This is a genomic window from Gluconobacter sp. P5E10 (assembly GCF_018812145.1).
GTDB lineage: Bacteria > Pseudomonadota > Alphaproteobacteria > Acetobacterales > Acetobacteraceae > Gluconobacter > Gluconobacter cerinus.
The window spans coordinates 162,141-173,994 of record NZ_JACRVZ010000001.1 but is presented as its reverse complement, the minus strand read 5'-3'; the positions used below and the strand labels follow the sequence as shown (position 1 = coordinate 173,994).

The 11,854-nt window shown below is 57.8% G+C and carries 8 protein-coding genes; 3 read left to right on the top strand and 5 right to left on the bottom strand.

Features of this window, described 5'->3' with window-relative positions; translation table 11 throughout:
* Positions 1-38: 38 nt before the first annotated feature.
* The 5 genes from KP707_RS00685 to KP707_RS00665 form a co-directional block, all read right to left on the bottom strand.
* Positions 39-2,108, bottom strand: coding sequence for a M13 family metallopeptidase (locus KP707_RS00685; protein WP_211501859.1), 2,070 nt, complete (start codon positions 2,106-2,108; stop codon positions 39-41).
* Between the two features lie 134 nt (positions 2,109-2,242).
* A complete protein-coding gene (locus KP707_RS00680) occupies positions 2,243-4,393 on the bottom strand; it encodes a beta-N-acetylhexosaminidase (protein WP_211501858.1) in 2,151 nt (716 codons plus the stop codon).
* 69 nt (positions 4,394-4,462) lie between these two features.
* Entirely contained in the window at positions 4,463-5,419 is a 957-nt protein-coding gene (locus tag KP707_RS00675; RefSeq protein ID WP_099210903.1) for an ABC transporter substrate-binding protein, read from the bottom strand.
* Positions 5,416-6,198 (bottom strand): ABC transporter ATP-binding protein, encoded by a 783-nt coding sequence (locus tag KP707_RS00670; protein WP_211501857.1) that lies wholly within the window; start codon positions 6,196-6,198, stop codon positions 5,416-5,418. Before KP707_RS00670 ends, KP707_RS00675 begins: the two co-directional genes overlap by 4 nt.
* On the bottom strand, positions 6,195-7,217 hold the full coding sequence (locus KP707_RS00665; RefSeq protein WP_099210907.1) for an iron ABC transporter permease: 1,023 nt from the start codon (positions 7,215-7,217) through the stop codon (positions 6,195-6,197). The genes KP707_RS00670 and KP707_RS00665 overlap by 4 nt, the downstream gene beginning before the upstream one ends.
* Before the next feature lie 430 nt (positions 7,218-7,647).
* On the opposite strand from KP707_RS00665, the gene KP707_RS00660 reads away from it, so the two are divergent.
* The 3 genes from KP707_RS00660 to KP707_RS00650 are packed head-to-tail and all read left to right on the top strand — an operon-like array spanning position 7,648 to position 11,790.
* The gene (locus KP707_RS00660) at positions 7,648-8,982 is read left to right on the top strand and encodes a c-type cytochrome (protein WP_211498799.1); all 1,335 of its coding nucleotides are present in this window, start codon (positions 7,648-7,650) and stop codon (positions 8,980-8,982) included.
* 26 nt (positions 8,983-9,008) lie between these two features.
* The gene (locus KP707_RS00655; protein WP_046900117.1) at positions 9,009-9,485 is read left to right on the top strand and encodes a (2Fe-2S)-binding protein; all 477 of its coding nucleotides are present in this window, start codon (positions 9,009-9,011) and stop codon (positions 9,483-9,485) included.
* Complete coding sequence (locus KP707_RS00650) at positions 9,478-11,790, top strand: molybdopterin cofactor-binding domain-containing protein (protein ID WP_086633754.1); 2,313 nt, start codon at positions 9,478-9,480, stop codon at positions 11,788-11,790. Before KP707_RS00655 ends, KP707_RS00650 begins: the two co-directional genes overlap by 8 nt.
* Positions 11,791-11,854: the final 64 nt, after the last annotated feature.

The window sequence follows — 11,854 nt, the reverse complement described above, 5'->3', positions numbered from 1 at the left end:
CGAGTAGATGGGGTGGTTTTCCACCCCATCATACGCAATTACCAGATTTTGACGCGCTGATCCGGGGTCAGATAGAGCTTGTCACCCGGCTGTACATTCCAGGCCTTATACCAGAGATCGACGTTGTGCATCGGGATGTTTACGCGAGCTTTCGGCGGCGAGTGCGGATCAATGACGACCATCTGCTTCTCCGTATCCGGACGAACCTTCTCACGCCAGACCTGTGCCCACCCCATGAACACGCGCTGATCGCCCGTCAGACCATCAATGACGGGAGCAGGCTTCCCATTCAGGGACGCATGGTATGCATCCAGCGCCAACGTCAGCCCACCAAGATCGGCAATGTTTTCGCCCATCGTGAGCTTACCGTTCACATGCACACCCGGCTGAACCTCGAACGCGTCATACTGCGCACCAAACCGATCTGCGAGCTTCTGGAAGCGCGCTTCGTCTTCCTTTGTCCACCAGTTCCGCAGACGCCCTTTGTCGTCGTACTTGCGGCCTTTGTCGTCAAAAGAATGGGTCATTTCATGCCCGATGACACCACCGATCGCCCCGTAATTCACAGCCGGATCAGCCTTCGGGTTGAAGAACGGCGGCTGAAGGATCGCCGCAGGAAACACGACTTCCACAAAACGCGGATTGTTGTAGGCATTCACTGTTGCGGGCGACATCAGCCACTCGTTGCGGTCAACAACCTTGTCGAGATGGCTTAACTGATAGTGCCATTCAAAAGCGAAAGCCCGCTCGGCATTGCCGTACACATCGCCCTTCTTCACAACCAGATCGGAATAGTCCCGCCACTCATTCGGGTAACCCACCTGGATTTCAAAGCTGGCCAGCTTCTTCAGCGCGGCTTCACGCGTCTGCGCGCTCATCCATGTGTTGTGTTCGAGGCGGCTGTGGAAAGCCGCCTTCAGGTTTCCCGTCAGCGTCTGCATGGCCGCGCGATCCGAAGCCGGAAAATATCGCTCCACGTAGATTTTGCCGAGCGCCATTTCCATGGCGGAACTCGTGAAATCCACACCACGCTTCCAACGCGCTGCCAGAGCAGGCTGACCTGACATGGCCTTCACATAGGCGAAACGCGTTTGCACAAAAGCGTCCGGCAGGAACGATGCAGCATTGCTCGCCGTATGGAACGCCTGCCAAGCGCGCAGAGTGTTCAGATCCGTCTTTGCAATCAGGTCCGCTTCCGCCTTGATGGCGGAAGGCTCACCAACAATAACAATCCGCTGCGCCAGGCCGCCCTCAGGCACACCTGACGCCCGCAACCATGTCATCCAGTCAAAAGAGGGAACACTCTTGACCAGGGCTTCTACCGTCATCGGGTTGTAGGTCTTGTCCGGATCGCGGAGTTCCGTGCGCGCCCAATGAACTTTGGCAATCTCGGTTTCAAAAGCCACAATGTCTGCCGCTGACTTGGCGGGATCAGCCCAGTGAACAAGCGTCAGAAGCTTCGTGACATATGCCTGATAGGCCGCTTTCTTGGATGCAAATTCCGGCTTCAGGTAATTGTCCCGATCCGGCATCCCGAGCCCGGCGTGATCCACACTGAGCGCATATTTCGTCGGATCTTTCGCATCCACATCCACGTCCAGCGCGAACGGCGATGATCCGAACGTATCGGACGACGCCCCACTAAACTGCGCAAATGCCTTCAGATCCGTAATTGTGTGGATGCTTGCGATTTCAGCATCCAGCGGCTTGGAACCCAAAGCTTCGACAGCCTTCTCATCCATGAAAGACGCATAATAGGTGCCCAGCTTCTCATCGATCGTCTGAGGCTGAGCGACCGGATGCGCGGACAGGTCTTTCAGAATGGACTGAATGCGCTGGCGGGATGCTTCAGCCAGCGCGTTAAACGGGCCGTAGCTGCTCATATCCGATGGAATTTCGAGCGCTTTCAGGAAGCTGCCATTGGCATAATCGAAGAAACTGTCTCCCGGCTTGACGCTCACATCCCGCCCGGCCAGATCCAGACCATACTGGTCATAAGTAATCTGAGGCGCTGCGGGCTTGGCAGACGCAATCGAAGGCAGCGCTGCCAAGCCAAAACTGGCGGACAACAGCAGAGCGGCCTTGGGGGAGAGTTTCTTCTGATGCATATAAGAGGCCTAAATGTGAAAAACAGGCAGGCCTTTTGGTCCGTCCGCGGGCCTGTAACTTAAGTTTACAGTCGAAACGACCTGGACGCCAAGAGCCATACCTCGCGCAGAAAAGCGAGGTATGGAAAAAGGCATTAATTCTGGCTGGAAATAAGCGCTTTAATGCCAGGGAGAATGGCAATGAGCAGCCCCCCGGGAGGCTGCTCGCGCCTCAGGGACAGCAGATGGTTGGATGAGTTGTGAAACAGCTCTTCCTGTGCAGCGATCAGATGCTGCGCATCCAGCCGCCAAGCTGTTCCTGAAGCTCCATTCAGAACATTTAATCCCGCATTGGAGAGGGCCGCAACCGTGTGAGATACGGGCGTGACTTCCTCCAGAGCAGGCACATCTGCGGCAATCGCGACAAAAGCTTCATCATTGGCAGCCCAGCTTGCCAGCATGGCCTTCAAGGGAGCCTTCAGACTCTTTTCTCCCGCGACATACCGTTTAGCCATGTCGTTGAAGCGGATAGCCTCAAAAGCATCCGGATCGGCAATCGCGACTGGCGCCGACAACATGGCATCGCCACTTTTGGAGGCCAGACGATTCAAGGCGTAATTGCGCACCGGAACCGTAACGCTCAAAAGCGTGGAGAGAGGGCCGGTATGCGCAGGTACCAAAGCCTCCTTCAACGCATTTTCATGCTGCACGGCTTGCAACCCTGTTGATTGGAGTTCTGCCATGACCACAGGCAGGCGGCGCTCCAGATCATCCACATCCCGCACGTTTTCAGAAGACCAGAACCGCTCGGCCAGAGCTGCGGTACGGGGCCACAGACGGGCATCCAACATGTTTTCGGAGACAACCTCCGTCCAGAGCGCGCCTTCTGCTCCCAGAACCATTTTCTTCTGGTCATCGGTCAAAGGCGCTGCATTCGGGTCCTGGATGAAAGCCTGAAGCAGCGGGGTGATCTTCGGATGTGTCTCCGCCAGTTCTTCCGGCGTAATGCCATTCGCCTTGGTGTCATACGGATCAATGGCGTAATGCGTCCGGGACGGAGTCAACATATCCAGATAATAGCCCGAAGACACGACAACCGGATGGCCGGCCTGTGTGGCAGAACCCGTCCACTTTGAGCCGCGCCACCCTTCCACAACAACGTTTTTGGGAATTGGCGCTTCGCTGACTTCGTCCCACCCCATCATGACACGTCCCTGGCTGGACAGGATCTTTTCCACCTGCGCCGTGAAGGCTGCCTGAAGGGCTGGTGCACCCTTGTATCCGTGCATCTTCATATAGGCCGCAATTTTTGGATTGCTGGTCCACTGAGTGCCCAGAACCTCGTCACCACCCGAATGAAAATAATGATCCGGAAAGAGTGTTTCCATTTCCGCATACAGCGCACGAATGAATGTCAGCGTCCTGGGATTGGTCGGGTCCATCGCCGGATTGTTCAGGTTTTCACCAACGGCGTTGACCTCCGGCAGCGGCTGTGCCGCCAGTTCCGGATAGGCCTGCAACACCGCAAGCGCATGACCGGGAACGTCAAATTCAGGCACAACGCGGATACCGCGATCCGCAGCATATGCCACAATGTCTCGAACCTCAGGCTGCGTATAATACTGCCCGTGCGATCCGACGCTCGTCAGCTTCGGGAAAACACGGCTCTCCACGCGGAAGCCGGTCCCGTCATTCAGATGCCAGTGCAGCACGTTAAGCTTCAGAAGCTCCATGGCATCAAGCTGGCGTTTGACGGTCTCTACAGAAGCGAAATGCCGGGACACATCTAGCAGAAGGCCACGCCATGCAAAGCGTGGAGCATCATCAATATGCAGCCGTTCTACCACCACCCCATCTGATGTTTTCTGAACAAGCTGCAGGAATGTGGCCAGCCCATGCACAACGCCTGCCGGTCCGTCAGCTTCCAGATGGGCGCCATCCGCTGATGTCGTGAGAGCATAATGCTCTTTGGCACCAACCGTGAGATAGGCCGGATCATAGGCTGCACTGATATGCAGAACGTATGGGCCACCATGCGCAGATGATGCGCCTGTCAGAGCACCGAGGCGTTGAGAAAAACGGGCTGCGGCTCTTTGCAAAAGGGGTGACGGTGGGGTGGCCCAGACAATCCGGACACCTCCTGCAAGGGATGCCACACCATTGGACGCCGAGACGGATTGCGGCACAGGCATCAGAGCAGGTGCCGCCTGGGCCATGCCTCCAAAAACCGCGCCAGCCAGCAAAGCACTCCCCAGATACACTTTCTTCCAGAAAGAACCATAAGGGAAAGGCGTGGTCCGGGTCATTCAAGGCTTCCTTGCAGTTACGGATCAGTATCTGAAACGATTTTCACCGTATCACTCTGCCGTATCGTGTCACTCCGGCGGCAGAGCTGCAAGCATGCGCCGCGCATCTTCAGTCCGGAGCGTAATGCCGTAAAACTGACGATAGAACTGCTGCATCTTTGCAATCATTCCGGCCTCATCCACATGACCCGTCTGAACAATCTGACGGGCCCAGTCGACCTGCAAAAGCAATTCAGGGCTGTATCGATCCCACGGGAAAATTCCCGCCGGATTGCGGTAAACACGGCCAGCTTTGACAGCAGCGAGTTGAGACCAGACGCCATCACTGGCAAGCTGGGCAGGGTCCCCTGCATTGGCGCCCACAATAATAATGTCCGGGTTCCAGGAGAGCACCTGCTCGACAGAGACAGGCTGTTTGTTCCCATGCACGCCCACAGCCGCATTGCGTCCACCAGCAGAACGGATCCACTGGTCGATAATGCTCTGATCTCCATCCACGCGCAGAGGTTTCAGAGATTCAACGTGAAGGACTTTGGGCCCTTGCGGGTTGGTTGCGGCCTGCGAAATTTCCTTAAGGAAAGCCACACGATAAGCCTGCGCACGCTGCGTCGCCAGGGGCGTCTGAAGAAGGGTGGCCGTGCTATCCACACATTCCAGAAGCCCTATAAAACGATCAAAGCCCTCAGGGACAACATGCAGACCAACCTTGGAGAGGGCCGCGACGGAATGGCTCGATGCGGTGACAAACACCAGATCCGGCGCGAGACGTAAAAGCTCTTCTCCGTTCAGATTTCCCGGGTCCAGAGGTTGAGCTTTGGAAAGCGACGGCACCAGACGGAACATCCACGGCATGATTGATGGCTTGGCGACCGTTGCGATGATCTTGTCCTGCGCGCCGAGCATAATGAGCGTGGCGTTATGGGCATACCATCCCTCCACCAGACGTGTGGGAGGAGCAGCAAATGCTGTGGTAGCCATGAGCGAAAGACCCAGAAGCCCTCCAGCCAGTCGAGACAGTCTCATCATTCACTCTCCTCACGATGGAAAAAACGTTTCCCGGCATGATCAATCTGCGCCAGAGGAACGCCATAAAGACGGGACATCCGCTCAGCCGTCACAATAAGCTCGGGTGGGCCGTCCGCCACAATTTGCGCTTCCTCTAAAATAAGGGCGCGATGGCCGGCGGAAAAGAATTCTTCCGGCCGGTGGGACGTCAGAAGAATGAGATGTCCTTCAGCGGCCAGTTCTGCCAGCAGACTCATCAAACGAAGCTGATGACCATAGTCCAGACCGCTCATTGGCTCATCAAGAAGAAGCCCGACTGCTTCCTGCGCAAGGGCCCGCGCCAGCACGACACGCTGCTTTTCGCCGCCAGACAGCTCCGTCACCGGACGCTCTGCCAAGGCCAGGAGGCCCAGACGATCCATGGCCTGATCAACGCGGAGCCGGTCTTCCGCTCCGAGGCGCCCTGCCACGCCATGATGGGGAATACGCCCCAGCTCAACCATCCGCCGGACCGTGTAAGGAAACGTCATCGCGTGTGCTTGAGGCACATACGCCAGACGCCGCGCCACGTCTAAAGGCCGCAGAGATGATAACAGCGTACCTTCAAGATACACCTCACCGGACGTCGGTTTGAGCAACCCCATCAGAATGCGCAAAAGGGTGCTTTTGCCCGCACCATTAAGGCCAAGAAGCCCAATCAGTTCACCACGCCGGAACGTCAGGCTGACATCATTCAGCACCACCGATCGAGACGACCGTTTCAGCGTAATACCTTGGCAGGAGAGAAAATCCCGACTCATGTCGCGTCCCCGCGGAGACGCCGAAGCACGAGAATAAAGGCAAGGGCACCGAAAAGCTCCGTCATGATCCCGAGTGGCACTTCTCCTGAGGTCAGGCTGCGCGACACGGTATCCGCCAGCAGAACACCGGCAGCTCCCAGCAAGGCACAGACCGGCATCATCCGCCGATGCTCTGCGCCCGCCAGCATTCTGGAAATGTGCGGCACCAGAAGCCCGACCCAGCCAATAATACCCGCCATGGAAATCGTCATGGCACAGGCCAGCGTCGCAAGCAGAATGACGAAAGGCCGCATAATCTGAATGGGAACCCCAAGGCTCCGCGCTTCATCGTCTCCGAGAGAAAGCACATCCAGTAAAGGAGCAAGTAAAACCAGTACAGCGACCAGAACAAGCACTGGAACAGTCAGCCAGGAAAGCTCTTTCCATCCCGTCTGGGACAGTGTGCCCAGTAGCCAGTTCACAACAGCAGGCAACTGATCCATCGGATCAGCGGTATATTTCACAAGAGACAGAAGCGCTGTGAAAACGGCATTGGCCACAAGGCCACCCATCAGCAATGTCAGGAGGCCGCCCTGTGGCAACAGACGGGAAATGGAAATTCCAGACCCCACGGCCACGACACCACCAGCAAACGCACCGATCTGAATCCATGCAGGTGAAGCACCCAGAACAATCATGAGTGCCGCCCCAAATGCAGAGCCACTCAGAACACCCAGAAGGTCAGGCGAAACAAGGGGATTTCGAAGAACGGCCTGATAGGTTGCGCCACCGCAGGATAGCGCACTTCCCACCAGAATTCCGGCCACAACCCGCGGCAACCGAACCTGCTGGACCACAGCATCGGCAACAGGATCCTGTCCTCCCCAGAGGTGAAGTAACCGCCCAAGCACCATCACCACACGATGCGGAGACAGCGGGTAACGACCGCAGCACAGGGCCAACACAATGGACAGCACCAGAGCCCCTCCAGCGAGGCTCCGGACGTAAGTCGGACGAATGATAATGAGCCGCCCTTTCACACAACGATCTGCCCCACTCTACTCCGGCTCAGATGCGCTCGGAAACAGGGAGGTTCTTCTTTTCATGCGACAGGATTGCGAACAGCCCCAGAAGAACGAATTCATTTTGGCACCGAGTGACAAAATATTCAATCACTCCGAATCGTTTTTTCAAGAGTGAACAGACAATGACACGCCGATATAGGACTAATAAAATCCCTATTTTAAAATATGAATATTGGCGCATCATCTCGTAAATTTGAGTGAACACCCTCCCCATTTGTGTGACATTGAAACCCGCCCCCTATGAAAACTGCACTTTGACCTCGATCAGACCGAATTTTGAGTTATCTCAATCTTCCCTTTCTGGTGCCCGTGCCATATTGAGGGGAACAATCATCCGTCACGTTGTGGACGGCAGTTTTTCAAACAGTGCCGGGACAGTACAAGAATGCTCAAACGGATAGCCGCCAGTATTGTGGGCCTCGGTGCCGTGGGCGGCCTCGGTTTCCTCGCCTATGCGTGGTACCCCGCAATCGCCCCCATCTCCCCTCCCGCTGCGGCCTCTTTTTCCGCAGACGCCATCAAACGTGGTGAAATCGTTGCCGCCGGTGGATACTGTGCCGAATGTCACACCCGCGTGGATGGCAGCCCCGGCCCCGAACTGGCCGGTGACTTCAAGATGGCCACCCCATTCGGTGACATCTTCTCTTCCAACATCACGCCTGACCCGGAATGGGGTCTCGGCAACTGGTCGTTGGAAGCCTTCAAGCGCGCCATGAACAAGGGCATTGCCCGTGATGGTTCACAGCTTTATCCGGCGTTCCCGTTCGACCACTTCACGAAGGTCAACGATCAGGACGTCTCGGACCTGTATGCGTATCTGATGACGCGTCCGGCCGTACACCTGAAGCCGCGTGACAACACGGTCCCCTTCCCGATCAACATCCGTCTGATTGGTCAGGGTTTCTGGAAGCTCCTGTTCTTTACGCCGGGCCGCTACCAGAACGACCCGAAGCATGATGCGCAATGGAACCGCGGGGCCTATCTGGCCGAAGGTAACGCCCATTGTGGTGCCTGCCATACGCCGCGTAACCTTCTGGGTGCAGAGAAGCTGAGCCATGCTTATGATGGTGCTGTCATTGATGGCTGGATTGCTCCACCGCTGAACGACCACAACCCAACGCCGGTTGTCTGGACGGAAGACGAGTTCTTCCAGTATCTGCGCTTCGGCGTCGCTCCGCTGCATGGCTCTGCTGCTGGCCCAATGTCTCCGGTTCCGCATCGCTTCCTGTCCAAGATTCCGGAAGAAGATGTGCATGCCATTGCTCATTATTATGCAGACGTCGCGAAGGCTGCCCAGCGTTCTCAGGGCGATCAGGCTGCCATTGCCCGTGCCATGCAGATGTCCGGCAAGGATCTGACTGGCCCGCAGACACTGGATGCGGATGCGCGCCTGTATCAGGGGGCCTGTGGCGCCTGCCATTACAATTCCGGCCCGATGCCGGTCTCTGGCCGCCCGGAACTGGCTCTGAACAACGCGCTTTGGCTGGATGAGCCGAACAATCTCTTCCAGGTTATGTTGCATGGCATCGGCGCTGCCGAAGGTCAGGACAACATCGCCATGCCAAGCTTCTACACGGCCCTTTCGGACCATGACATGGCCCGTATTGCCGCGTATCTCCGCCGCACCCGCACCACTCTGCCCCCCTGGACGGATCTGGAAAAGAAGGCCGCGGCTGCCCGCGCCACGCTGTCCGCACCGCCCGTTAACGCCTCGCACTGATCCGGGCAGGACAGGGAAAACGAAATATGACCACGAAATTTGAACTCAACGGACAGCCCGTTTCGGTCGATGCACCGGATGATACCCCTCTGCTGTGGGTATTGCGGGATGAACTGAACCTGACCGGCACCAAGTTTGGCTGCGGCATTGGCGAATGTGGTGCCTGCACCGTTCATGTCGGTGGGCGCGCCACACGGTCCTGCATCACGCCGCTCTCCTCCATCGAAGGCGCTTCGATCACCACGATCGAAGGCCTCGATCCGGAAGGCAATCACGTCGTGCAGGTTGCCTGGCGTGACCAGCAGGTGCCGCAGTGCGGCTACTGCCAGTCCGGCCAGATCATGCAGGCCGCAAGCCTTCTGAAAGATTATCCGAAGCCGACGGATGAAGAGATTGATGGCGTCATGGGCGGCAGTCTCTGCCGTTGCATGACGTATGTCCGCATCCGCAAGGCCATCAAGGAAGCAGCTGCCGCGCAGCAGGGAGGCGCCACCAATGGCTAAGATCGAACAGATCGCCAAGAGATCCGACGCAGGCCGCCTGTCTCGCCGCAGTTTTCTGATGACGGCAGCAGGCGCAGGTCTGATGTTCGGCTTCGCCCGCAAGGCCGAAGCTGCGCAGACCTACCCGTCCGCCATGCCGCCGGAAGCCGCGTTCGAGCCGAACATGTGGTGCGCCATCGCGCCGGACGGCTCCATCAACGTCAATGTCGTCCGTGCCGAGATGGGTCAGCACGTCGGAACCGCCCTCGCCCGCATTATCGCGGACGAAATGGAAGCCGACTGGGATCACATCAAGATCACGGAAGTGGACACCGCCCCGAAATGGGCTGGCAAGTTCGTGACCGGCGGCTCCTGGTCCGTCTGGGATACGTGGGACACGTTCCGTCAGGCTGGCGCCGCTGCCCGCACGATCATGCTGGAGGAAGGCGCAAAGCTGCTCGGTACCACGCCGGACAAATGCGTTGCCCGCAACAGCACGGTCACGGCAGGCAGCAAGAGCGTCTCCTATGGCGAGATCGTTTCCAAAGCCAAGCCGACGCGCAGCTTCACGGCTGACGAAATGGCCAAGCTGCCGCTCAAGCCCGCCAGTGAACGCCGCCTGATCAGCAAGCCGGTTCCTGCTCTGGATATTCCGGACAAAACGACTGGCAAGGCCATCTACGGCATCGACGTGAAGCTCGAAGGGATGGTCTATGGCCGCCCGAAGATGCCCCCGACGCGTTACGCCGCGAAGGTGCAGTCTGTCGATGACAGCGAAGCCAAGAAGATCCCCGGATACATTCGCTATGTTGTTCTGGATGATCCGTCCGGCATCGTTCCGGGCTGGGTTGTGGCTCTGGCCAAGACCTATCCCGCCGCTATCAAAGCTGCGGACGTTCTAAAGGTTCAGTGGAATCCCGGTCCGACGATCAATGTCTCGGAAGCAGACATCATCGAGCATGGCCGCAAGCTGATTGCAGATCAGAGCACTGGCGCTCGCGTCTTCAACGATAAGGGTGTGGACGAGGCATTTGCCCATCCGGCACACTCCTTCGAACGCAGCTACACCTGTGCCTCAGTCGCGCATTACCAGCTTGAGCCGGTCAATGCGGTGGCCCGTCATATTGATGGCATGTGGGAAATCCATACCGGCAACCAGTGGCAGTCCCTCGTTCTGCCGCAGCTCTCCAAGGCGCTTCAGGTGCCTGAAGAGCAGGTTGTCATGCGCACTTACCTGCTGGGCGGCGGGTTTGGTCGTCGCCTGAACGGTGACTATTCCATCCCGGCGGCTCTGGCGTCCAAGGCCATTGGCGGCGCACCAGTCAAGCTGATCCTGACACGTTCGGACGATATGGCGTTTGACTCCATTCGTTCCCCCTCTCTTCAGACGGTTCGCGTCGCCCTCGATGCAGACCAGAAGAAGATTGTGGCGATGGATTACGCTGCAACAGCAGGTTGGCCCACACTCGTTATGGCACCGGCGTTTCTGGCCAAGGGCGAAGACGGCAAGTCCTACGATCCGTTTGCGATTGCGGGCGCTGATCACTGGTACGAAACCGGGCCAACCCGCGTCCGTGCCATCACGAACGATCTGGCCAACAAGACTTTCCGTCCGGGCTGGCTCCGTTCCGTGTCTGCAGGCTGGACGCCCTGGGCGCTTGAGTCCTTCCTCGACGAACTGGCGCACCAGACGAAGCAGGACCCGCTGGCATTCCGCCTGTCTATGTTCACAGCGACAGGACGGAACGAAGGCTCCGCTCCCAATGCTGTAGGCGGCGCCAAGCGTCAGGCCGCAGCCCTTCAGCGCCTTGCCGACAAGATTAACTACGGCAAGACGCAGCTTCCGGCGGATACCGGCATTGGCATCGCGACCAGCTTCGGACAGGAACGCGGTATGCCGACCTGGACGGCCGGAGCGGCACAGGTCCACGTTGATCGCAAGACCGGCGTCATCACCTGTCAGAAGCTCTGGCTGGTTCTGGATGCTGGCACGATCGTTGATCCGGGTGGCGCACTGGCACAGACCGAGGGTGCAGCTCTATGGGGCCTGAGCATGGCGCTGTTTGAAGGCACCGAGATCGTCAACGGTACGATCAAGGATAGCAACCTCAACACCTACACGCCGGTCCGTCTTCCGGACGTGCCGGACATGGACATCGAGTTCGTCCAGAACACCGAAAAGCCTACGGGCCTTGGTGAACCGGGTGTGACGGTCGTGGCGCCTGCCATCGGCAATGCCGTGTTCAATGCCATTGGTGTGCGTCTGCGCCATCTGCCAATGCGTCCGGCAGATGTGCTGCGTGAACTGAACGGTCACAACAGCTAAAATCCGGCTTTATCGTCGGAAAACAGAAACGCCGCGTCCCCGACTGGGACGCGGCGTTTTTTAT

Coding starts and splice junctions, on each gene's coding strand:
- KP707_RS00685 (WP_211501859.1), bottom strand. CDS start 2,108: ATGCATCAGAAGAAACTCTCCCCCAAGGCCGCTCTGCTGTTGTCCGCC.
- KP707_RS00680 (WP_211501858.1), bottom strand. CDS start 4,393: ATGACCCGGACCACGCCTTTCCCTTATGGTTCTTTCTGGAAGAAAGTG.
- KP707_RS00675 (WP_099210903.1), bottom strand. CDS start 5,419: ATGATGAGACTGTCTCGACTGGCTGGAGGGCTTCTGGGTCTTTCGCTC.
- KP707_RS00670 (WP_211501857.1), bottom strand. CDS start 6,198: ATGAGTCGGGATTTTCTCTCCTGCCAAGGTATTACGCTGAAACGGTCG.
- KP707_RS00660 (WP_211498799.1), top strand. CDS start 7,648: ATGCTCAAACGGATAGCCGCCAGTATTGTGGGCCTCGGTGCCGTGGGC.
- KP707_RS00655 (WP_046900117.1), top strand. CDS start 9,009: ATGACCACGAAATTTGAACTCAACGGACAGCCCGTTTCGGTCGATGCA.
- KP707_RS00650 (WP_086633754.1), top strand. CDS start 9,478: ATGGCTAAGATCGAACAGATCGCCAAGAGATCCGACGCAGGCCGCCTG.